The sequence below is a fragment of the Paraburkholderia sp. CNPSo 3281 genome (assembly GCF_024206515.1).
GTDB lineage: Bacteria > Pseudomonadota > Gammaproteobacteria > Burkholderiales > Burkholderiaceae > Paraburkholderia > Paraburkholderia nodosa.
In genome coordinates this window covers 63,980-85,337 of the sequence record NZ_JAMBPS010000035.1, presented here as the reverse complement: position 1 = coordinate 85,337, position 21,358 = coordinate 63,980, and the positions used below count along the sequence as shown (strand labels likewise).

Here is a 21,358-nt window from a genome sequence, read left to right as displayed (position 1 = left end):
CCCCGCCGTCACCCCCGACGCGATCCGCGCCACGGTCATCGCGATGCTCGCCGAGGCGGGCGACCCCGCCCCCGCATCCGATGCCCGGTTCCGGAAGGTCGTCTCGGTGCGCAAGCTCCGGGCGCGGCTGGGTGCCGGCGAGCCCGCCACGCTCTCGCGGCACCTCAACGCCATCGAGGCGGAAGTCGTGCGGGCGGGCCTCATCGCCTTCGCGATGCCCGACGTGCCGCCCGAGATCGCCATGCAGATGCGCGCGCTGTGGGAGGCCGCTGTCGCCACGCAGCTGGACGGCATCGTGAGGCTGCGCCGCGAGACCGAAGCCATAGTGGAGGCCGCCACCGAGGCGCAGCACAACGCCTCACACGCGGCATTGCGCGGTCTCGCGCGCTAACATACACGCTTCGCCCGTTTTTTACCGACCACCCATGTACATCGTTTCGCTGTTCTATACGCTTCGCTCGAACGCATCGACGACGCCTTGCCCGCGCATCGCGCGTACCTCGACGCACAGTTCGAAGCCGGCAATTTCATCGCCGCCGGCCCGAAAATGCCGCGCGACGGCGGCGTGATCATCGCCTCGCACATGCCGCGCGAGCGGCTCGACGCGCTGCTCGCCGCCGACCCCTTCGCTCAGCAGGGGGTCGCCACCTTCGAAGTGACGGAATTCAAGGCCACGCGCCTCGCGCCCGGCCTCAACCTGCCGCGGCCCGAAACGCCGTGAGTGTGGCCGCTGCGCGGCGCCGGTTCAGTTCGGCGAGCTCGCAACCGGCACCACCATGCCCGACCACACGATCTCCAGCTCCACCGCAATGGATCGCGCGAGCCCGTCGAGCCCCGGAAACAGCGACGCATTCGTGATGTTCATGCGGTAGAGCCACTTCATCGCGTCCATGCGGATGCGCTCGGGCAGCACGATCTTGTGCAGCAGTTCCTCGTGGCTCTCGTAGCCTTCCAGAATGGCCTGCAACGGCTTGTCGATCACGCCCGGCACGACGAACGTGCCCGACTGGGCGACGAGCCGGTCGTCCATCTCCGTGGGTTCGCCTGACCAGAGAATTTCGTTCGTGTTGCTAAAGAAGTAGCGCTCGAAGTTGTCGTGCGCGCGCGGGTCGATCACGTCGCGCGTGAGCGTGGGATTGGCCTTGGGCAGCGCGCGGCTGTTCCAGAGCGCCGGCGTGTTCAGCGCGTAGACGGCCGCGTCGCCGGTTGCGCGTTCGAGCGCGAAAAAGGCCGCGACGAACGGGCTCTTGGTGAAATCGAGCAGCCGCGTGGGCGCGCCGTGGTGCTGCATGAGCGCGAGACAGCGCAGGTCGTCCTTGAGCAGGTCCGGATGCGCGAGAAAATTGTGCGCCTTGCGGCGAAACACGCGAATGGCGCGCTCCTCGCGCTGGCGCCATTGCAGCCGGTCGCCCACGTAGTCGCGCATGTAGCGCGTGAGCGAGCTTTCCAGGTGCCACTGCGCGTTCAGCTGGCCGCGAAATGCCCAGCCGTCGAGCTGCGTCGTCAGCGACATGAACTGCTGCCAGTCTGTGAGTACCGTGGTCTGCATCGTGGTTCCGGTAGCGTTTGTTTCTGCGTTGCGCAGGGTCGTGTGAAGCGCGCCCTGCTGGACACGCTAGCACATCGACAATGACAACATCACGAAGGTTTCGCCGCGCACTGCATGCGAACTCAGGCCAATGCGCGCAGCATCGAGATCTGCTCGCGCCAGCGCGAGAGCACCTGCGCGGGCTCGTAGAGCCGGAACGTCACGCCGCTCAGCACCTCGGCATACTTCGCCCGATGCTCGGTGACGGATTCGATATCCACGCGAAATACGCTTAGTGCGAGTGCCGTTTGGCGCTGCGACACGGCGTGCGAGCGTGCGCGAATCTCCAGCAGCGCGCCGTCATGCACGAGCGAGAGCGTGAGGCGGCCGTCGCGCATGAGGTTCGCTGTGGTGCTGGACTGCGGCCAGCTCGCGATCAGCAGCGTGGTGGCGTTCACGGCCAGAATCTCGCCCGCGCTCAGCTGCGCGCCGTGCGGCCAGCCGTCCTCGCTGACGGTAGAAAGGCGAACCGCATCGGCGAGGCGCGCTTCGAGGTGCGCGCCGTCGAATTCGCGCACGAGCGCGGCAGGCAATTGCGTGGGCGATGCGGGCTGCATCGCCTGCGGGGTCGGTTCGTTGTGCTGCATGGGGCGTTCCTTGCGGGTGTTGCGTGCATCGGGTCGTTCTAAATTGGACCGTAGCGCCGCGCCGAAGTCAAATCGCCCCGCCTTTCATCGACCGTTCAGCCCTTGGTCGCGCCGAACGTGAGCCCCGCCACGAAGTGCTTCTGCATCGCGAAGAACATCATCACCGAAGGCAGCGCAGCCAGGACCGAGCCTGCGGAAACGAGGTTCCATGCCGTGGTCCACTGCCCCTTGAGGGCCGCAACGCCCACGGTGATCGGCGCGGCGTCGTCGCCCTGGGTCAGGCACAACGCCCAGAAGTAGTCGTTCCAGACGAACGTGAACACGAGAATGGCGAGCGCGGCGAGTGCCGGGCGAATGAGCGGCAGCACGATGCGCACGAACACGGTCCATTCGTTCGCGCCCTCGATGCGCGCGGCCTCCACGAGTTCGAACGGCAACTGCTTGATGAAATTGCGCAGGAAAAGCGCGCAAAAACCGGTCTGAAACGAAAGGTGGAACAGGATCAGGCCGCCAACGGTGTTGTAGAGCCCGAGATTGAGCGTGAGGTCGCGCACCGGAATCATCAGCACCTGGATCGGCACGAAGTTTCCCGCAACGAAAGTCGCGAACAACGCCGAATTGCCCGGAAAGCGGTAGATGGCCAGCGCATAGCCCGCCAGCGCCGCGAGCGCGATCGCCCCGGCCACGGCGGGCAGCGTGATCTGCACGCTGTTCCAGAAGTAATTGAGCATCGGCGAGGTCGTGAGCGCGTCGCGATAGTTCTCGACCATCGCGAAGTGCTTCGGCCAGCCCCAGTAGTTGCCTTCGCTCAATTCCTCGGTGGAGCGCACCGAAGTGACCAGCACGGCAATGAGCGGCAGCAGCCAGATAACGAGCGCCACGGGCAGCGAGAGCTTGTACAGGCGGCGCGACGCGGGCTTCCATTTGTCGACCGGAATCGGAAACATGTGGGCTCCTCGTAGCGGATTCAGTGCTCGCTGCGCAGCAGGCGGCGCAGGTGATAGACGATGTAGAGCAGCATGATCGCGAACAGCACGACGGCAATCGCGGCCGAATAACCGAGCCGGTAGTATTTGATTGCCTGGTCGTACATGTAGTACGCGAGCACCGTCGAGCTTTCGAACGGGCCGCCGCCCGTCATCACGGAGATGAGGTCGAAGCTGCGCAGCGCGCCAATGACCGTGACCACCACGGCCATGAACGTGACGGGCCGCAGTTGCGGCAGGATCACGTGCCAGAGCATGGTCCATCCCTTCGCGCCTTCCATGCGCGCAGCCTCGATCTGCTCGCTGTTGAGCGTGGTGAGGCCCGTGAGATAGAGGATCATGCAGTACGCGGTTTGCGGCCAGAGCGCTGCGAAGATGATGCCGGGCGTGGCGTAGTTCGGGTCGCCGAGCACGGGAATGCCGCGGCCCAGCATGAGCGCGAGCAGGCCGAACGTGGGGTCGTAGAACCACGAGTAGATGAGGCCCACCACCACGCCCGAAAGCACGAATGGCGCGAAGAACAGCGACTTGACGATGCGGATGCCGCCCACGGCCTGGTTGAGGTACAGCGCGATCGCGAGGCCCATGGGCGGCGCGAGCAGGAACAGCACCAGCCAGATCACATTGTTCTTGAGCGCCGTGTAGAACGTGGGCGAGTGGAACAGTTCGAGGTAGTTCGCGAGGCCCACGAAGCTCGCTTCGGTCATGCCGTCCCAGTTGTAGAGCGAGAGACGCAGTGTGGAGAGAATCGGCCAGATCACGTAGACCGCAAACATGATCACCGCGGGCGCGAGAAAGAGACACGCGGCACGGCGCTGGCGCCGTGCGGTGGGCGATGCGCGTCGGCGCGGCTGAATGCCCCGCCCGCTTGCGTGCGGCATGCCGCCGTTCTCGCCACCCGCCGGCGCAGCGCCGTCCACGCGATGCGCAACGGTATGACTCACTGCCTGTCTCACGGCAAAAACCTCCCTTTTCAGGCTCCGTGGCGGGCGGCAGCGTAACAGCAGAACGCACCGCCCGCCTTCTCTTCAAACGACTTACTTCTTGTAGATCCGCTGACGCGTCTGCTCCAACTGCGCGAGAATCGAGTCGAGCCTGGTCGGATCGGACACGAACTGCTGCATGCCCTTCATGCCTTCGTCGGCCATTTCCTTGGTCATGTCGCGGTCATAGAACTGCGCAATGCCGCCCTTCGTGTTCGAAAGGATCTGGAAGCCGATCTTCGAAATCGGGTCGTCAGGCTCCGGCGACTTGCTGTTGGCCGAAAGCGAACCCAGCCCCTTGGCAAGTTGCTCGCCAATTTCGGGCGTCTCCGCAAACGCGAGGAACGCGTGCGCATCGGCCTTGTTCTTCGCCTTCCCCGGAATATGCAGCGATTCGACCGGGCCATCTTCGGCCGTCGGCACGTTCGGGTCGATGATCGGGAACTGGAAGTAACCCATCTGCTGCTTGACCGTCGGGCTGAAGCCGCCCGTAATGAAGGTGCCCATCAGCATCATCGCGGCCTTGCCCTGGAACAGGAACGGCTGCGCCGCATCGAGATCGTACGAGAGCGAATTGGGAATGAAGTCGCCGTCGTCGAGCAGTTGCTTCCACGTCACGTAGACCTTTTTCACGCGCGGGTCGGTGTACGGCACTTCGCCCGCCATCAGCTTCTGGTGGAACGCGTTGCCGTTCAGGCGCAGGTCCAGATAGTCGAACCAGCCCGCCAGCGTCCACGCGTCGCGCCCGGCCACGGCAATCGGCGCGATGCCCGCGGCCTTGAGCTTCTTGCAGGCATCGAGGAATTCATTCCACGTTTTCGGCTCGCTCTTGATGCCTACCTTGTCGAACAGGTCCTTGCGATAGAACATGCCCCACGAGTAATACACCGTGGGCGCGGCGTACTGCTTGCCCTGGTACGACGAAGCCTCCTTCGTCGAGGCGTACATGCTGTCCCAGTTATTCTTCTTCCAGTCGTCCGATAGGTCCGCGAACAGGCCGCGCTTCGCGTAATAGGCCATGCGCTCGCCGTCGTGCCAGTTCACGATGTCGGGCGGCGCGGTCGTGAGCCAGTTCGGCAACTGGACCTTGTAGGCTTCCTCGTCGACGAACGACACCTTCACGTCGGTGCCGGGGTGCGTCTTCTTGAACTCGTCGATCACCTGTTCCCACACGGCGCGCTGGCTTGCGCCCTTGTAGGCAATGTTCATTTCGAGCGTGCCGGCCTGCGCCGCGCTCGCGAACGTGCCTGCAAGCGCGCCCGCCGCCAGCGTCGCAGCAACGAGCAGGGTGCGTGGTCTGAAGGTCTTGCCGATCATGCGTGTCTCCTTGGTTATACGTCGTTGTCGGTGCTGCATCGGAAGCAACTGCGCAATGCGTCTATTGCGAACGGAAGGCGCTCACGCCCTGCGGCTCTATCGTACGCGAGCCGATCACGTATGCATCGTCGGGAATATCCGCAGAAAGCGTGTGCGTGCCCGGCCCGTAGTTGAACACCCAGGTGAAGCCGCCGCGCCGGCTCACGCGGATGGCGTCGCCAAGCGGCTGCGGCGCGAGCCCCGCCTCGCGCGCCACGCGCGCGAAGAGCGCCTGCGTGCTCGCCTCGTCGAACAAGCTCGCGAGGTAGTGGACCGCGCCACTCTTCACATAAGCGGGATGGCCGTCGCTGAACGTCGCGCGCACTTCCGGCACGGCCCATTCGTTGTCGCCGGTGTTGGCACCGAGTTCGATGAGATCGCGCCAGTGGCGCGCGTGGCCTTCGTGCGCACCGTCCAGGTCGAAGCGCACCGGCTCGCTGATATTGGGCCGCAACGACTCCACGCGCCACACGCGCAGCGGCAGCAGCGCCGCGAGCGGCCCGGGCGGCAGGTTGGCGGGAATCTGCAGGTCGACGGTTTTCGAGCCCGTGCGCGGCCCGATCACCACTTGCGCGCCCAAACTGGCGATGCGCTGCGCGAAGTCGTCGGGCACGACGGGCAGCGGCGGCACGACCACGAGCCGGTAACCGTCGAGCGGCGCGTGCACCGAAACGATATCCACGTCGAAGCCGAGCGAGCGCAGCGCCGAGTAGTACTCCACAGCGAAGCGCGGATAGTGGAAATCCGCGCCCTGCGGATGAATCTCGAAGAGCCACTTCGCCTCGTAATCGAGCACGAGCGCAACAGGCGTCGTCACGTCGAAGTCGGGGCCGCCCTTCGCTGCCACGAGCACGGCCTCGATTTCCTCGGCCACGCGCGCCGCCTCCGCACTGCCGAGGTCGGGGCGGTTATCGGGCGTATTCAGTCCCGCGTGCATCTGCTCCTGCGCGAACGGCGCCTGGCGCCAGCGGAAATACGACACGCAGCCTGCGCCGTGCGCGAATGCTTCCCAGCTCCACAGGCGCACCATGCCGGGCAGCGGCGCGGGGTTCCAGTGGGCCCAGTTCACGGGGCCAGGCTGCTGCTCCATGACCCAGAACGGCAGCTTCGACATGCCCCGGTACACGTCGTGATTGAACGAGGCGAAGTCCGGGTGGCCGGTGCGCAGATAGCGCGCCTTCACGTCGGGCGCGTACCACTGCTGATCGAGCGCGCCAAGCGGATAGCTGTCCCACGTCGCGACGTCGAGATCGGCGGCAACCTTGTAGTGATCGAACTCCATGAAGAGTTGCATGAAGTTGTGCGCGATGGGCCGCCCCGGCGAATGCGCGCGCAGGATATCGACCTGCATGCGGTTGTAGCGCTGCACTTCATCGGAGGCGAAGCGCTGGTAGTCGAGCCGTTGCGACGGATGCGCCTCGGTCACGGTGCCGACGGGCGCCTCGATCTCGTCAAAGCCGCGGTACTCCATGCTCCAGAACACGGTGCCCCAGGCGGTGTTGAGCGCGTCGATGCTGCCGTAGCGCGCCCTGAGCCATTCGCGAAACCGCTGCACCGCCGCCGGCGAGTAGCTGACCACCGTTTGATGGCAGCCGTACTCGTTATCGGTTTGCCAGTACGCGACGGCGGGATGCTGGCCATAACGCGCGGCGACCGCCTCGCAAATGCGCCGCGAAGCTTCGTAATACGCCGGCGACGAAAAGTCGTAGTGCCGCCGCGAGCCGAACCCGCGCACGCGGCCATCGGCACCCACGGGCAGGATGTCCGGATGCTGGTCGATCAGCCACTTGGGCGGCGTGGCCGTGGGCGTGCACATCACTACTTGCAGGCCGGCGGCGCCAAGCGTGTCGATCGCGCGATCGAGCCAGCCCCAGTCGAATTCGCCGGGCGTCGGCTCGATGCGGCTCCACGCGAACTCGGCGATACGCACCTGCGCGATGCCCAGCGCCTTCATGCGCGCGGCGTCGTCTTTCCACATGGCCTCCGGCCAGTGCTCCGGGTAGTAGCAGACTCCAAGACGCATCCCTGTGTCCTCGTTCGTTGTTGTCATGCGGGTTGCTCGGCGGTGGCAAGCGGCGCAACGGCGAAGCCGTCTTCCGCGAACAGATGGCAGGCGCTCGCGCTCGCACGGAACTGGGCGGTGTCGCCGCTATGGAGCCGGGCATCGCCTGGCGCCTTGGCGACGAGCACTGCCCCACCCGGCTGATCGAGGTGCACATAGCTGTGCTCGCCAAGTTCCTCTACCAGCGTGATGGCACGCGAAATCGTCAAGGCATCCTGATCATCGCGCGAGGTGGGCGAGGCAACGCCCTCCACCATCAGTTCGAGATGCTCGGGACGCACGCCGAACGTGACCGGCGCACCCACCGCGAGCCGCGCGCCCTGCACCGGCAGCCGCACCGTTTCGCCGCTGTCGTCGAGCGTGACGCTCACGCCGATGGCCTCGATGGCCGCCACGCGCGCCGGCAGAAAATTCATGCGCGGCGAGCCGATAAAGCCCGCCACGAAGCGGCTAGCGGGCCGGTGATAAAGCTCGAGCGGCGCACCCACCTGGGCGATGCTGCCATATCGTTCGGTATCCTGACCGCTATGCAAAAGGACGATCTTGTCGGCGAGCGTCATCGCCTCGATCTGGTCGTGCGTCACGTACACCACGCTCGCCTGCTCGAACTGTCGATGCAGGCGCGCGATCTCGATACGCGTCTGGCCGCGCAAGGTCGCATCGAGATTGGAAAGCGGCTCGTCGAACAGGAACACGCCGGGCTCGCGCACGATCGCGCGGCCAATCGCTACGCGCTGCCGCTGGCCGCCCGAAAGCGCCTTGGGGTGACGCTCGAGCAACGCCTCGAGCTGAAGAATGCGTGCGGCTTCGCGCACCTTGCGATCGATCTCGGCCTTCGGCGTTTTCGCGAGCTTGAGGCCGAACGCCATGTTCTCGTACACGGTCATGTGCGGGAACAGTGCATAGCTCTGAAACACCATGGCCACGCCGCGCTGCGCGGCGCTCACGTCGTTCACGAGCTTGCCGCCGATCGAAATATCGCCGTCGGTCACGTCTTCCAGGCCCGCGATCATACGCAGCAGCGTGGACTTGCCGCAGCCCGAAGGGCCGAGGAATACACAGAACTCGTTCCTGCCGATCTCCAGATCGACGTTGCGAATCACCGGCGCATTCTCGCCGTATGCCTTCTGAACGCCGCGCAACGAAATGCTCGCCATCGTGCCGTCTCCATGTTCTAATCAGCGCGACACGGAGATTAAGCGCTTAATCCGCAGCCCATAAAAAAGCGATCGCTGATGCGATCTGGCTGCCTTGTCTCCGATATTCGCTTTGATTGTCGGGCCAATGTTGCAGTGGCCGTCACAATCATGCAAATGTTGAATCGCCTTCCCATATTTTGAGATCGCATGCCGACCCTGAACGAAGTCGCGCGCCGCGCCGGCGTCACGCCGGCCACCGTCTCGAACGTCTTGCGCGAGCGCGGACGTGTGGGCGAAGCCACGCGCCAACGCGTGCTCGAAGCGGTCGAGGCGCTCGGCTATCGCCCGCATTTGTCGGCACGCGCGCTCGCCGAAGGACGGCCGCCCACCATCGCGCTCATGGTGTCGAGCATCGCGAACCCGTTCTATCCGGAGTTCGCGCTCGCCGTGGAGAATGCGCTGCGGCGCAGCGGGCGCTTCCTCATCATCTGCAATACGGATGGCGACCCGCAAACGGGCCGCGCCTACCTCGAACAGATTGCGGGCACGCTCTCGGCGGGCGTGCTCGTGATGAACGCCAATCTCGACTTTGCCGACCTGCGCGCCACCGTGCGGCGCGGCGCGCCGGTCGTGCTGTGCATGTGGGAGCGGCCGCTCGACCCGCCGGGCCTGCCGTGCGTGGCCGTGGACTTTCGGCGCGCGGGGGAGCTTGCCGGGCAGCATTTGCTGACGCTCGGGCATCGGCGCATTGGCGCGATCGTCGGCAGCAAGGTTTCCGGCATCCACGCGGCGCGCTATGACGGTTTCGTCGCGGCCATGCAGGCCGCCGGACTCGACGGCGCAGGCGCGCCCGTACGCTATGCGCCGGATACGACGCAAGGCGGCTACGCGGCCACGCGCGAGTTGCTCGCGCGGCATCCCGACCTCACCGCGATCTTCGCGACCAACGACCTGCCCGCGCTCGGGGCGATGCAGGCCGCCGCCGATCTCGGGCTCGACGTGCCGCGCGAGCTTTCCGTGGTCGGCATCACCGATATTCAGCTGGCACGCGAGTCGCGGCCCGCACTCACGACCGTTGCGGTCGCAACGGTCGAGGCGGCGGAGCTGGCCGTCGAGTTGCTGACGGAACTGGTCGAAGCGCCGGATTCGGCCGCCGGCGCGACCGCGCGCATGTGCGTGGTCCCGGCGCCGCGGCTGGTCGTGCGGGCTTCGACGGCGGCGCCGCGAGCGAAAGGTTAACGAAAGAATTGGCATAACAAATCCCACCCAGCGCAAAGAACCCATACGCAAACGTTAAGGTTCCCTCCAAACCATCCGTTAAACACGATGGCGCTGCACATGAGCATCGTCACGAGAAAACAAATCGAAGATGGCTGGAGAAAAACAAACGTGAAGCGAACAACGTTGAATCAGAAAGCCTGGGGCATCGTCGGGCTGCTGTGGATCTCGCTCGTCGTGCTGGTGGTGGCCAACGCCTTCATGACGCGCTCGGGGATGGAGACGGACCGCAAGACCCTGGTCGAGCAGGAGACGCAAACCGCATTGGGCGTGGTCTCGTACTACCAGAAGGAAGCGGCCGCCGGCCACATGAGCGCCGACGACGCGAAGCGCCTCGCCATCGCCACGCTGCGCGGCACGCGCTATGGCGACGACCAGAGCGGCTACTTCGGCATTTACGACAGCAACGCCGTGGCGCTGCTCGTGCCGCCCAAGCCGGAGATGGAAGGCAAGAGCCAGGCGAACATGACGGACCCGCGCGGCACGCATGTGGCGCTCGAGATCGTCAAAAGCTCGTCCACCGGCGGCGACGGCTACAGCAGCTATTGGTGGCCGAAGCCCGGCAAGAGCGCGCCGGTCGAAAAGATCACCTATTCCGCCCTCGTGCCGGGCTGGGACTGGCACATCTTCACCGGCATCTATACCGACGACATCGACGACGCCTTCCGCAGCGCGCTGATCAGCAACCTCCTGCTCGTGACGGTGATCGGCGCGGCCGTAACGCTCGGCCTCATGTGGCTCATCGGCACGATCCGCCGCAGCCTCGGCGGCGAGCCGGAATACGCCTCGCAGATCTGCCAGCGCATCGCCGAAAACGATCTCACAGCCCATGTGAATCTCGCGCCCGGCGACCAGCACAGCCTGCTCCATTCGATGCAGCAGATGCAGCGTCAGCTGGTCGACACCGTGCAGCGCATCCAGACCTCGGCCGAATCGATCACGACGGGCGCCAAGGAAATCGCGGCGGGCAACCTGGACCTTTCCTCGCGTACGGAAGAGCAAGCCGCCTCGCTCGAGGAAACGGCCGCCAGCATCGAAGAGCTCACGACCACGGTCAAGCACAACACCGACAACGCGCGCCAGGGCAACACGCTCGCGGTGAACGCTTCGGAAGTCGCCGCGCGCGGCGGTGAAGTCGTGCGCCGCGTGGTCGAAACGATGAACGAGATTTCGACCAGCTCGCAGCGCGTGGAGCAAATCATCGGCGTGATCGACGGCATCGCCTTCCAGACCAACATCCTCGCGCTCAACGCGGCCGTGGAAGCGGCGCGCGCGGGCGACCAGGGCCGTGGCTTCGCCGTCGTGGCGGGCGAAGTGCGCAGCCTCGCACAGCGCAGCGCGACCGCCGCCAAGGAGATCAAGGATCTGATCGGGCAGTCGGTGGCGCAAGTGTCGGAAGGCACGAAGCTCGTCGACGAAGCGGGTAAGACCATCGACGAGGTGGTGGTTTCGGCGCGCCGCGTGGCCGACCTGATGGGCGAAATCGCAGCGGCTTCCGAAGAGCAGCACACCGGCATCGAGCAAGTGAACCGCGCCGTCGCGCAGATGGACGAAGTGACTCAGCAGAATGCGGCGCTGGTGGAGGAAGCATCGGCGGCGGCCCAGTCGATGGCGGCGCAGTCGAACGGGTTGCGCGATGTCGTGACGGTGTTCCGGATCGGGGCGCAGGCCGAGTCGACGGTTGCGGCTGCGGCTGCGGCTGCAGCGCCTGCTCAACGCGCGCGTGCCGTGCGCCCGGCCGCACCACCCAAGCGCCCTTCCCCCGCGCGCGAAAAGGCCACGCAAACCAAGCCGGTCCGCAAGGCCGCGAACGCAGCACCCGCGGCAACGGCAAAGGCGGCTTCCGCCAGCCCCGTGGCCACCGCGTCTAACGAAGCGGCAGACTGGGAAACCTTCTAAACGCGGGTCAGGAAGTCATCACGCAAGGCGGCCGCCCTCAGCGGGCGCGCCTTGCTCCGCCCGCCACGCGGCAAACGTGATCAGCCCGGGCGCAAGTCCCGGATCGCCGATACGAGTCCAGCTCGTATAGGTATCGTCGAGTCCCGGCACCGGCTGCGGCGTGGCGAACTCCACGCGCGACATGCCGGGCCGATACGCCTCGTTCGGCCAGTAAACCGGCATGACGCGGCGCGCCGCCATTTCCTCGCGCAACGCTTCGGGGCCGCCTTCATCGGTCACGACATCGCATTGCGCGGCCCAGTCGTGACTGTCCCACGCGAGAAACACGCCGGCGTTGCCTTCGGCGTCGAACGTCAGCACGGCATTCTGCTCGGGGCGCCAGTAGTATTCGACGATGCGCTCGCGCTGCGCGACTTCGTGCAGGACGTCGGCGATGCGCCGGTTCGCGTAGATCGCGCCCACGCCATGCACGCCGATATGGCCGCGCCGCGCGCAGAACTTGCGCTTGGCGTCGTCGATCGCGCCGCGCAGCTTGCGGGTCATGGCGGGATCGGACTTCTTCACGTAGAAGTCGATCAGCCCCGCGTTGAACGCCTCCACCGCGTGTGATTCGTCGGCCGTGGCCGTGAGCAGGATGCGCGTGCACGCCACGTCCTTCGCGGCGGCCAGGAAATCGACGCCGGTCATCTCCGGCATTTCGTAGTCCACGACGAGCGCGGCGATATCGCCAAAGCGCGCCGCGTCGGTCATCACGTCCTCGCCCAGTGCGTTGCCGCCGCGCTTCTCGAACTCCGACCATGCCGCGCCCGCAGCGGGATTGCGCGCGCTCTGCCGCGCCTCGTGCGAAGCGACGAAGGCCAGCGCCTCTCTCGCGCTCGTGAAGTAGCGGTCCGTGCCCGCACCCGGAAAGAGGCCGCGCAGCGCGTAGAGGAAGTCGGGGCTGTCGTCGAGAAAAACGACGGAGACGGGATGGTAAACCGGCTGTCTGACGATGGAACTCATGCTGGATCTCGGTAAGCGCGCTGCGCCTCATGCGGCGCGCCCGTCACCTGGAGCGGCACCGCGAGGAAAACATGTCGATTATGCGGCGTGTCGCCTGGACACAGCAACCCGAAGCCGCAGGTGCGCGGTCAATGAAACCCGCGCAAACGTTATCGCACCCAGCGTGGGTGAACCGGTTTGCGTATGTGGGGGGCACGGTATTGGGTGAAGAGGAACGCGAAGAGAATGGTGCATGCCTCCTTTTCTCCGGAGGCACGCGCGGCTGCCGCCTGCAGTCCCTATCTGGAGTCACTCTGATGTACGCACGCGAATCCATTCCCGCCGTCCTGTCCCGTGGCACCGCCGGATTCTCCGACGAAATCATGGAAGCTACGCCGACCAAAACGTTCCATCACGTCATCGACATTTACCTGAAGGACTCGAACGCATTCATGAACACGTATTTCGCCCGCTATTTCGAATGGCAGGGCGTTTGCCGCGAACGCTGGTTTCACGAGTGCATTCACAACAATCTGCTCGCCTCGGGCGGCGTGTTCGTCACCAAGCGCGCGCACCAGGAATACGTGCAGGAAACCTTTCCGTTCCAGCGCGTGGATTGCTACCTCAACACCTTCCAGGTGCGTCAGTGCTCCGCGTATCTCGTGTTCCGCTTTTGCGTGGACGGACGGCCCGTTTCGCTCGGCTATCAGCAGATTCTCTTCGCCGGCACCGACAAGCGCATTCGCCGCTTTCCGCCCGGCATCATCGAGCGCGTGAAGGAATACGAGCTGGTCCTGCCTTCGGGTTCGAACTAAGCGTCTTGAACCCGGCTACATGAACTAGCCCGCGAAATCCTGCCCCGCCGGAAAACGGCGGGGTTTCGCCGGCGCGTCGTGCAGCGCGCGGTCGGCACTCGTGCCGGGCTCGGGCAGGCGGATCGTGAAGGTGGTGTGCACGTGCGGCTCCGACTCGCACGCGATCGTGCCGCCCAGCGCCTCGGCCACGCGGCGGCAAAACGTGAGGCCCATGCCGGCGCCCCGCCCATGCGCCTTGGTCGAATAAAACGGATCGAACACGCGCGGCAGGATATCGGCGGGAATGCCGCAGCCGTTGTCGGTAAAGCGCAGCACGCAAAAGCCCGCTTCGCTCGTTGCGCTGATCTGAACGCGGCCCACGTAATCGCTCACCTTGTCGCTCCTTTCGGCCATTTCCGCGTGAATCGCGAAGAGCGCGTTCTTGAGCAGATTGAAAAGCACGAACACGACGAGCGAATCCGAGCCCGAGAAACTCAGTTGCGCGTCCATGGGGGCCACCTCCACCATGTCGCGCTCGCCGGTGCGGAATGGAAAACGTTCGAGCGCGGCATTCACGCAGGAGCGCACCGGGTAGGTCTCGAAGCTGCGGCGGTCGAGCCGGTCGAGCGTGAACGAAGCCAGCGACATTTCGACCACGGTGCTCGTGCTGTCCACCTGACGGCGTATCGAGGTGGCGAGCGAGGAAAGGCGCTCCGACTGACCGGGGTAGAGTCCGTCCACGCACAACTGGTGCTGCACGGCCAGCTGGTAGCCGCGCATGAGTTCGGGCAGCACGTTGCCGATTTCCTCGGCATGCATGCCGATGGCCGCGAGCGGCGTAGCGACCTCGTGCGCCACCGTGGCCGCGATGAGGTACGGGCGCATGAGGCCGTAGCGCACGATCGTGACCGCGAGAATGCCAAGGCTCACCGCGATGAACACCGCGCCCACGGGATAGAACGCGAGCCCGTAATTCACGGCGTAATCGGTGGCGGCGAGCGCGTACAGGCCGAGGCTCACGAAGCACAGGTCGAGCAGCTTGCGGCGGTCGTGCGCCTGCGTCTGGCCGCGCGCGACGTACAGCAGCCAGGCGCTGCGGCACGCGAGCAACACGGTCTGCGCCACATGCACGGGATGCAGCATGCCCGCCTTCGGATACTTGCCGAAGAAGAACGTGCCGTAGCCGTCCACGACGGCATCGCTCAACAACAGCAGCGCCGCGAGCAGCACGCTGAGCAGATACGAGGCGATGAGGAGCGGGCGTTCGCCGCGCCGGGCGCTCACTTCGGTCACGAAGTGATAGAACGTGGTGGGCAGAAAGAGGATGAAGAAGTAGCCGGCCTTGACGAGCACGGCGGACAGTTCGGGGTCGGACGTCTGGAACAGAAAGGCCCAGGTGCCCTGCCAGAAGAACGTGGTCGCGCACATCAGGGCGAACGGCACCGAGAGGCGCGTGAAGCCCTCAGTCAGGAGCACGTAGACGCCGAATCCGAGAAATAATGCGGACACGAACGCTGGCAGGATCGAATACATAGTCTGTCGCGTGGGTTCTTGTTCTACCGACCTGGTTGGCGCGGCGCGTTCCCAGCAGCGTCCCCGTGCGCCCAATGTGCGATTCGCGGGCCGGATCTCGCCGCCCGATGCAGGGCGCATGAAATGCGCGCCGATCGAATCGATTTTGCCGATTATCGCCGCTAATCCCTTGTTGCGGCGAAATTTTGCCGGTTTCGGCGACGCCGCCATGCGCCGCGAATCGCCGCTGGCCCAATTTCGGTCGAATTGGCAGAAAACCACGGCATCCGTCGATTGAGGACAACCCTGGCGCCGCCCAGAATAGAGCTCATCACCCACCCCGACGGAGCACCCTCATGACCCCGACCCTCGCCGATGTCGCCATCCCCGACAGCAAATTCGCCCGCGAAATCACCGAACTCGTGCGCGACACCGAATCGCCGCTGCTGTTCCATCATTCGAGCCGCGTCTATTATTTCGGCGCGCTGGCCGGCCGCCGGCTCGGCCTGAAGTTCGATCGCGAACTGCTCTACGCCGGTGCAATGTTTCATGACATGGGCCTCACGCACGCGCACAGCAGCGAGCACGAGCGCTTCGAAGTGGACGGCGCGAATGTCGCGCGCGATTTCCTGCGCGGCCACGGCATCTCGCAGCAGGACATCGACCTCGTGTGGACCGCCATCGCGCTGCATACGACGCCGGGCATCCCGCAGCACATGCATCCGGTGATCGCGCTCTTGACGGCGGGCGTCGAAATGGACGTGCTCGGCATTGCGTACGACCGCTTCAGCGACACCGAGCGCGAGGCCGTGGTGCACGCACACCCGCGCAGCGAGCACTTCAAGGAGGACATCATCCAGACCTTCTATGACGGCATCAAGCACAAGCCCGCCACCACGTTCGGCAACGTCAAGGCCGACGTGCTCGCAGACAAGGACCCGCATTTCCATGCCGGCAACTTCTGCAGCGTGATCCGCCATTCGGCCTGGCGCGGTTGAGTGACACCGGGAGCGATCCGGGACGCCTGAGGCAGGGTTCGGCGCGGTTCTGACAGGCGATGCTATGCTCATCGCGCTGCCCGGAAACGCGCCGCCGGGCCACGCCGCAACGCGATGCGCGCGCGCCCATTCGCTGTCCGGGGGCTTCATGCAGCACACGCCAGGCCGCACGCGGCCGCACGGCTTCTCCAGCATGGTCATGAAACGCCCGCACCTCGTCGTGACGGTGTGCTTTCTTGCGGCCATGGCGCTGGTGAGCGGCGTGGGCCTGCGCCAGCTCTACCAGATGACGCGCAACGAGCTCCATAGCCGCCAGCGCGACCTGGAGGTGCGCGCGGTGGGCGTGGACGCGCTGATTTCCGCGGAGCGCCGGCGCCTGCTGTTCCTGCGCGACTACGCGCAACACGTGCTCGCCTCGCCGAGCCAGCAGCGCACCGGCTTGCAGAATCCGAAGGCGCAGGCCGCGCTGCGCGACAGCGACAAGCTGCAATGGACGGCTCCCGGCGCGATGGATGGGCCGCTCGTTTTCGGCACCAATGCGCAAGGGCTCGCGGGAATCGAGGGCTTTCACCGCGACGCCGCCACGCTGCCCGCCGACATCGTGCTCGCGCGCTCGATCAGCCCGCTCCTCGCGATCAGCCAGCACGCCGACGCGGTGCAAAGCACGGTCGCGTTCATCTCGGCCAACGGCCTGTACGTGGTCTCGCCCGAGCGCCCGGACGCGCACGCGCCCGACCTGTTGCGGCGCTTCAGCACCATGCCTTACTACCGCCTGCATCTCGCCGCCCCGAATCCGGGACACGACATCATCTGGACTCCGATCTATACGGAGTCGAAAAAAAGCGAGGCCATCGCCACGCTCAGCGCGCCCGTCTACGCCAACGGGCGATTCCGCGGTGCCGTGGTGATGGACGTCGCGCCCTCGCGCCTGCTCGCGCTCCAGCTTGCCTCCGCCAACCTGGCCGACGACGAGCAGGAGCATGCCGAGTTCGGCCTCCTGAACAGTAACGGCGACCTTGTCTATTTCTTCGATGGCAAGATCACCGCGCAGCGTCCCGCACGGTTCGATCCGTCTCTGCTCGACATGGCGCGCGCGTCTGCGGCCGCATGGATGAAGCGAGGCCAAGGGTACGCCGTACGCTCGGGCCGGTATCTGCTCTTTCAGCACGTGGGGGATTCGCACTGGATCCTGCTCACGAATACGGACGACTCGGAACTCACGCTCGCGGCGGCGCGCCGCGTGTTCAGCAGCCCGCTGATCGTCGCGTGGCTGGCGATCGCCGTTCTGCTCGTCGGCACGCTGCGCGTCGTCAAGCACATATTCGGCCAGTACGTCGAAGCGAGTACGCGGCTCGAAACGCTCGCGCGCAGCGATCCGCTTACCGGCCTTGCGAACCGTCGGCGCTTCCAGGAAGTGTTCGACGAGACGCTGGAGCGCGCCGCCCGCGAAGGCGGTGATGCGACGCCCGCCATGGCGATGCTGATGCTCGATATCGACTACTTCAAGCGCGTGAACGACCGCTTCGGCCACGCGGCGGGCGACCGCGTGCTGGTGATCTTCGCAGACATCCTGCGCAAGAACTTGCGCAGCGCGGAAATGCCTGCGCGCGTGGGCGGCGAGGAGTTCGCCGCGCTGCTTCCCGGCGTCGATCTCGCTACGGCGGCGGCGGTCGCCGAGCGCATCCGCCGCGCGGTCGAAGCGCACGCAGTGGACACGGCGCACGCCGCCAGCGCGCCGGGCGACGCCGCCAACCGGGATGCGGATGCCATTGCGTTCACCGTCTCGATTGGCGTCGCGGCAAGTCCCGCCGATTGCCCCGCCCACTACGAAGCGCTCATGTCGGTAGCCGACCGCCGCCTCTATGCCGCGAAGGAAGGCGGCCGCAATCGCGTCGTTGTAGAGGATTCCCGATCGATCGACCCCGCACGTGCTTGACGTGTGCTTGACGACCCCGTTGGTCGCTTTCATGCGCCACGCATGAACGGGAGTGCCGGCGGCCACTGCGATTGCGCTGGCGCGCCGGACAGCAGCGCGTCACCGCCAGCGGAAAGACGCTACCATCGGCAGCGGCGATCGACGAAAGCCGCGCGTCGCCTTCGTTCGCGACGCCGGAGCCCGACCGTACACCATGAGCAGCCGACTCACCGCCCTGACGACGTTTTGTGTCGTGGCGTTCGCCGTCCTGGCAACGCTCACGGCAGCGGTGTACGCGTCGGACGCCGTGTTCGAACGCCAGCAGCGCCAGAACGTGGACGTCTTTTCGCATCGCGCGCTGCTGCGTGCCGAACTGGTGACCTCCGAAGCGGAGTCCGCCCTGCGCGAGCTCATGTCATACGCCGACACGCCGTGCACGAGCGACCACATGCAACGCTTGCGGCATGTCGAGGAACAGTATCGATACATTCGTGAAGTCGCCACGACCCATGACATGCGGCTGCGCTGCAGTTCGCTGCGCGGCGCTGTCGACATCGCATTGCCGCCGCCCGAATGGGCCTATGCAGGCGGCTTCACCGCCTGGCATACCGAAGTCGGCAAGCGCGGCAACGAGCAGCAGATGCTCAACGTGCGCCTGGGCAACCACGTCGTGGTGATCGACCCGCGCTTCTACCTCGACATCGTGCCGCTCGACGACACCATCGAGCTGACCGTGCTCGAAACGCAGGACGGCGCCGTGATTTCAAGCTGGACGAACGCCGACGATGCCCTCGTACGCGCAGCGCTGGGCCGCACCAACAGCAGCCCGTATTTCGAGGGACGCTATTACGTCGTCGAGCGCTCGCACCGTTATCCCATCGCGGTGGTCGCGTATGAGCCGGAGGAACGCATGCGCCGCAACCTGCCCGCGCAACTCAGGACCGTGATCCCGCCCGCGCTCGTCCTGAGCGCGATCGGCACGTGGCTCGTCCTGCGCTGGCGCCGCAAGCTGCGCACGCCGCGCAGCGCGATACTGCAGGGCATCCGGCGGCGCCAGTTCGTGGCGTGGCTGCAGCCGCTCGTCTCGCTGGAAAGCGGGCGCTGCGTCGGCGCGGAAGCGCTCGTGCGCTGGAAGCTCGAAGACGGCACCGTCGTCGCGCCGGACACGTTCATTCCCATGGCGGAATCGCTCGATCTCGTCGAGCCCATCACCGATCAAGTCATCCTCTCCGTGTTCGAAGGCGTGGGCGCCGTGCTCGCGCGCCGCCGCGATCTGCACGTCTCGCTCAACCTTGCCGGCAAGGATCTCGCCGGCACACGCGTGCTCGTAACCCTCAAGGCCAGCCTCGCGAAATATGCGGTGCACCCCGAACAAATCTGGTTCGAGGCGATCGAGCGCACGCTCATGGACACGGCCAGCTCCGCGCCCGTTCTCGAAGCGTTTCGTGCGGCCGGCCACCGCATTTTCATCGACGATTTCGGCACGGGCTATTCGAGTCTCTCGTACCTGCAGGAGTTGCCGGTGGATGGCATCAAGATCGACCGCTCGTTCATCCGCTCGCTGGCGAGCGGCGAGGAAATGAACAAGATCGTGCCGCACGTGATCGAGATGGCGCGCAGCCTCGACCTGCTGATGGTCGCCGAGGGTGTGGAAACCACCGCGCAAGCGGAGTATCTGCGCGAGCGCGGCGTGCAGTTCGCGCAGGGCTGGCTCTATGCGAAGGCCATGCCCGCCGACGAATTCCTGCGCTATCTGGAGCGTGAAGCGGCGCGCACTAGCCGCGCGTGAGCGCGGCGCGCGCTCACGCGAGCGGACTCGGCGACGCGGCGTGCGGCAGCCCGCCAGGCAAGTGCGGGAATGCCGCGCCGCACCGCGCCGCGGCTGCCCTGCTGAGCACGGCGCTGTCGTAGCCGCGACCGGCAAAGCGCACGACATCGACGAGACTAAAGCCTTGTGCGCGATAGAACGCGATGAGGTGGGCGGCAGGAAACGGCGTGTCCAGCGCGAGCTGCGTGTAGCCGCGCGCAGCCGCCCAACGCCCCGCGAAAGCGAGCAGTGCGCGGCCGATACCACGGCTTTGCCATTTGGGCTCGATACCGAACTGATGGACCGAAGCCACGCTGCGCTGGCGATAATGTTCGCACTGCGAATCGCTGTCGTGACCTTCCACCGTGAGCGTACCGATGATCCTGCCATTGCAGACGGCGACGAAGCAGTCTCCAGCCAGCGCGCGTTCACGCGTGAGGCTCGCTGCCTGATCGGCACATGAGCAGTGCAATCCGAGCGACGCGAGCCGCGAAAACGCGCGATGCAGCAAACGCGTGAGCGCTTCCCATGAGTCGTGGCGCGGATCGAAGCGCCTCAGCACGAGCCGACCGAGGCCGGGCTGCACGGAGGTGATCTGCTCATCCGGGCGCTGGGTTGCACGCGAGATCGACATGGCGTCTCCAGTCGTTTCGATGCCTCCAGTCTAGGGTTGGCCCGTAAGGGTCACAAGAAAAAATGTCGTAAAAACCGCCGCGAATGTTGTGTATGCAGGGACGTATGCGCGCTAGCCTTGCGCTGCCATGCGCTCCACCACGGCGAGCACGATGCGCCGCGCCGAGTCGATATGCGCCACCGTCAAGGCGCGCGCGCTGCGGGCGTTGCGCGCGAGGCAGGCTTCCAGGATGGCCTCGTGTTCGTGCTGAAACGAGGGCGTATCGGCAAGCAGCGTATTCTGCAGCCGCTCGTAGCGCTCCACCTGCGCGCGCAGTTCGCGGATCGCCGCCAGTTGCCGGGCGTTGCCGCACGCGCCGTAGAGCAGTTCGTGAAACTCGCGGTTGAGTTCGCCCTGCTTCTGCGTGGTGAGCGCCTCGCCCAGCAGCCGGTGAACGAGCTCCGCGCGTGCGAGCGTTTCGTCGTCGATGCGCTTGACGCCGTGAAAGATCGCGTCGCCTTCGAGCAGCGCGCGCAGGCCGTAGATTTCCTCCACGTCCTGCGCCGTGAGCATGCGCACGACCGCCCCGCGATTGCGGAAAATCTCGACGAGCCCCTCGCGCGCGAGCCGCTGGATCGCTTCGCGCAGCGGAATGCGGCTCACCTCGAAACGCTCCGCGAGATCGCGCTCGACAAGGCGCTCGCCGCTGCCCAGTTCGCCGCTGACGATCAGGTCGCGCAATCCGGACGCAACCGCGTCCGCCGTGGAGTCGAATTTTGTTTCCATGCGTGTCATGCCCGGTTCGTGCCCGGTTCTCATCAGGCCATTTCGGCATAATGGTATACCAAAATGCCGAATGC

General features: G+C 65.7%; 19 protein-coding genes and 1 pseudogene. 9 read left to right on the top strand and 11 right to left on the bottom strand.

From position 1 onward, the window contains the following. Window positions 1-391: DNA-binding protein (locus tag M3I56_RS27610; protein ID WP_375541802.1), on the top strand; the 391-nt coding region annotated here is incomplete at its 5' end. Between the two features lie 34 nt (window positions 392-425). Further along, window positions 426-721, top strand: a pseudogene (locus M3I56_RS27605) (YciI family protein). Between the two features lie 24 nt (window positions 722-745). On the opposite strand, the gene M3I56_RS27600 reads toward M3I56_RS27605, so the two are convergent. The 7 genes from M3I56_RS27600 to M3I56_RS27570 all read right to left on the bottom strand — a co-directional run bounded on the left by M3I56_RS27600 (window position 746) and on the right by M3I56_RS27570 (window position 8,719). Next, window positions 746-1,549, bottom strand: coding sequence for an FRG domain-containing protein (locus M3I56_RS27600; RefSeq protein ID WP_254356650.1), 804 nt, complete (start codon window positions 1,547-1,549; stop codon window positions 746-748). Window positions 1,550-1,671: 122 nt separating this feature from the next. Beyond that, window positions 1,672-2,175, bottom strand: a complete 504-nt coding sequence (locus M3I56_RS27595) for a pyridoxamine 5'-phosphate oxidase family protein (RefSeq protein WP_254356649.1) — start codon at window positions 2,173-2,175, stop codon at window positions 1,672-1,674. Window positions 2,176-2,270: 95 nt separating this feature from the next. Continuing rightward, a complete protein-coding gene (locus M3I56_RS27590) occupies window positions 2,271-3,122 on the bottom strand; it encodes a carbohydrate ABC transporter permease (protein ID WP_254356648.1) in 852 nt (283 codons plus the stop codon). A gap of 20 nt (window positions 3,123-3,142) precedes the next feature. Next, window positions 3,143-4,105 carry a carbohydrate ABC transporter permease gene (locus M3I56_RS27585; RefSeq protein ID WP_375541801.1) on the bottom strand — a complete coding sequence of 321 codons (963 nt, stop codon included), beginning with the start codon at window positions 4,103-4,105 and terminating at the stop codon, window positions 3,143-3,145. Window positions 4,106-4,198: 93 nt separating this feature from the next. Then, a complete protein-coding gene (locus M3I56_RS27580; protein ID WP_254356647.1) occupies window positions 4,199-5,461 on the bottom strand; it encodes an ABC transporter substrate-binding protein in 1,263 nt (420 codons plus the stop codon). Window positions 5,462-5,522: 61 nt separating this feature from the next. Further along, on the bottom strand, window positions 5,523-7,523 hold the full coding sequence (locus tag M3I56_RS27575) for a beta-galactosidase (RefSeq protein ID WP_254356655.1): 2,001 nt from the start codon (window positions 7,521-7,523) through the stop codon (window positions 5,523-5,525). A gap of 23 nt (window positions 7,524-7,546) precedes the next feature. Continuing rightward, window positions 7,547-8,719 carry an ABC transporter ATP-binding protein gene (locus M3I56_RS27570; protein ID WP_254356646.1) on the bottom strand — a complete coding sequence of 391 codons (1,173 nt, stop codon included), beginning with the start codon at window positions 8,717-8,719 and terminating at the stop codon, window positions 7,547-7,549. 189 nt (window positions 8,720-8,908) lie between these two features. Between M3I56_RS27570 and M3I56_RS27565 the strand changes: the two genes are divergently transcribed. Together M3I56_RS27565 and M3I56_RS27560 are read left to right on the top strand one after the other, a co-directional pair. Next, window positions 8,909-9,940, top strand: a complete 1,032-nt coding sequence (locus M3I56_RS27565; RefSeq protein ID WP_254356645.1) for a LacI family DNA-binding transcriptional regulator — start codon at window positions 8,909-8,911, stop codon at window positions 9,938-9,940. Window positions 9,941-10,090: 150 nt separating this feature from the next. Further along, window positions 10,091-11,878, top strand: coding sequence for a methyl-accepting chemotaxis protein (locus M3I56_RS27560; protein WP_254356644.1), 1,788 nt, complete (start codon window positions 10,091-10,093; stop codon window positions 11,876-11,878). An 18-nt stretch (window positions 11,879-11,896) separates the two neighbouring features. Here M3I56_RS27560 and M3I56_RS27555 read toward each other — a convergent pair whose 3' ends face one another. Beyond that, window positions 11,897-12,880, bottom strand: coding sequence for a response regulator (locus M3I56_RS27555; protein ID WP_028202361.1), 984 nt, complete (start codon window positions 12,878-12,880; stop codon window positions 11,897-11,899). Window positions 12,881-13,176: 296 nt separating this feature from the next. On the opposite strand from M3I56_RS27555, the gene M3I56_RS27550 reads away from it, so the two are divergent. Continuing rightward, entirely contained in the window at window positions 13,177-13,674 is a 498-nt protein-coding gene (locus M3I56_RS27550; protein ID WP_028202362.1) for a thioesterase family protein, read from the top strand. Between the two features lie 24 nt (window positions 13,675-13,698). Here M3I56_RS27550 and M3I56_RS27545 read toward each other — a convergent pair whose 3' ends face one another. Next, the gene (locus M3I56_RS27545) at window positions 13,699-15,186 is read right to left on the bottom strand and encodes a sensor histidine kinase (protein ID WP_254356643.1); all 1,488 of its coding nucleotides are present in this window, start codon (window positions 15,184-15,186) and stop codon (window positions 13,699-13,701) included. A gap of 118 nt (window positions 15,187-15,304) precedes the next feature. Here M3I56_RS27545 and M3I56_RS27540 point away from each other — a divergent pair, with 118 nt between their 5' ends. From M3I56_RS27540 to M3I56_RS27525, 4 genes are all read left to right on the top strand, one after another. Beyond that, on the top strand, window positions 15,305-15,463 hold the full coding sequence (locus tag M3I56_RS27540) for a hypothetical protein (RefSeq protein ID WP_254356642.1): 159 nt from the start codon (window positions 15,305-15,307) through the stop codon (window positions 15,461-15,463). Between the two features lie 58 nt (window positions 15,464-15,521). Beyond that, on the top strand, window positions 15,522-16,163 hold the full coding sequence (locus tag M3I56_RS27535; protein ID WP_254356641.1) for an HD domain-containing protein: 642 nt from the start codon (window positions 15,522-15,524) through the stop codon (window positions 16,161-16,163). Between the two features lie 199 nt (window positions 16,164-16,362). Further along, window positions 16,363-18,099: a diguanylate cyclase gene (locus tag M3I56_RS27530; RefSeq protein WP_254356640.1), complete on the top strand. Its 1,737-nt coding sequence runs from the start codon at window positions 16,363-16,365 to the stop codon at window positions 18,097-18,099. 193 nt (window positions 18,100-18,292) lie between these two features. Further along, a complete protein-coding gene (locus tag M3I56_RS27525; protein WP_254356639.1) occupies window positions 18,293-19,867 on the top strand; it encodes an EAL domain-containing protein in 1,575 nt (524 codons plus the stop codon). 13 nt (window positions 19,868-19,880) lie between these two features. Here the strand turns inward: M3I56_RS27525 and M3I56_RS27520 are convergent, their stop codons facing one another. Next, window positions 19,881-20,519, bottom strand: coding sequence for a GNAT family N-acetyltransferase (locus M3I56_RS27520; RefSeq protein ID WP_254356638.1), 639 nt, complete (start codon window positions 20,517-20,519; stop codon window positions 19,881-19,883). A gap of 111 nt (window positions 20,520-20,630) precedes the next feature. After that, window positions 20,631-21,293 (bottom strand): GntR family transcriptional regulator, encoded by a 663-nt coding sequence (locus M3I56_RS27515; RefSeq protein ID WP_254356637.1) that lies wholly within the window; start codon window positions 21,291-21,293, stop codon window positions 20,631-20,633. Window positions 21,294-21,358: the final 65 nt, after the last annotated feature.

Excerpts from the sequence above, each read along its gene's own strand:
- M3I56_RS27580 (WP_254356647.1), bottom strand. The coding sequence starts at position 5,461 with ATGATCGGCAAGACCTTCAGACCACGCACCCTGCTCGTTGCTGCGACG.
- M3I56_RS27590 (WP_254356648.1), bottom strand. The coding sequence starts at position 3,122 with ATGTTTCCGATTCCGGTCGACAAATGGAAGCCCGCGTCGCGCCGCCTG.
- M3I56_RS27515 (WP_254356637.1), bottom strand. The coding sequence starts at position 21,293 with ATGACACGCATGGAAACAAAATTCGACTCCACGGCGGACGCGGTTGCG.
- M3I56_RS27545 (WP_254356643.1), bottom strand. The coding sequence starts at position 15,186 with ATGTATTCGATCCTGCCAGCGTTCGTGTCCGCATTATTTCTCGGATTC.
- M3I56_RS27600 (WP_254356650.1), bottom strand. The coding sequence starts at position 1,549 with ATGCAGACCACGGTACTCACAGACTGGCAGCAGTTCATGTCGCTGACG.
- M3I56_RS27565 (WP_254356645.1), top strand. The coding sequence starts at position 8,909 with ATGCCGACCCTGAACGAAGTCGCGCGCCGCGCCGGCGTCACGCCGGCC.
- M3I56_RS27525 (WP_254356639.1), top strand. The coding sequence starts at position 18,293 with ATGAGCAGCCGACTCACCGCCCTGACGACGTTTTGTGTCGTGGCGTTC.
- M3I56_RS27540 (WP_254356642.1), top strand. The coding sequence starts at position 15,305 with ATGAAATGCGCGCCGATCGAATCGATTTTGCCGATTATCGCCGCTAAT.
- M3I56_RS27575 (WP_254356655.1), bottom strand. The coding sequence starts at position 7,523 with ATGCGTCTTGGAGTCTGCTACTACCCGGAGCACTGGCCGGAGGCCATG.
- M3I56_RS27595 (WP_254356649.1), bottom strand. The coding sequence starts at position 2,175 with ATGCAGCACAACGAACCGACCCCGCAGGCGATGCAGCCCGCATCGCCC.
- M3I56_RS27570 (WP_254356646.1), bottom strand. The coding sequence starts at position 8,719 with ATGGCGAGCATTTCGTTGCGCGGCGTTCAGAAGGCATACGGCGAGAAT.
- M3I56_RS27520 (WP_254356638.1), bottom strand. The coding sequence starts at position 20,519 with ATGTCGATCTCGCGTGCAACCCAGCGCCCGGATGAGCAGATCACCTCC.
- M3I56_RS27530 (WP_254356640.1), top strand. The coding sequence starts at position 16,363 with ATGAAACGCCCGCACCTCGTCGTGACGGTGTGCTTTCTTGCGGCCATG.
- M3I56_RS27555 (WP_028202361.1), bottom strand. The coding sequence starts at position 12,880 with ATGAGTTCCATCGTCAGACAGCCGGTTTACCATCCCGTCTCCGTCGTT.
- M3I56_RS27550 (WP_028202362.1), top strand. The coding sequence starts at position 13,177 with ATGTACGCACGCGAATCCATTCCCGCCGTCCTGTCCCGTGGCACCGCC.
- M3I56_RS27535 (WP_254356641.1), top strand. The coding sequence starts at position 15,522 with ATGACCCCGACCCTCGCCGATGTCGCCATCCCCGACAGCAAATTCGCC.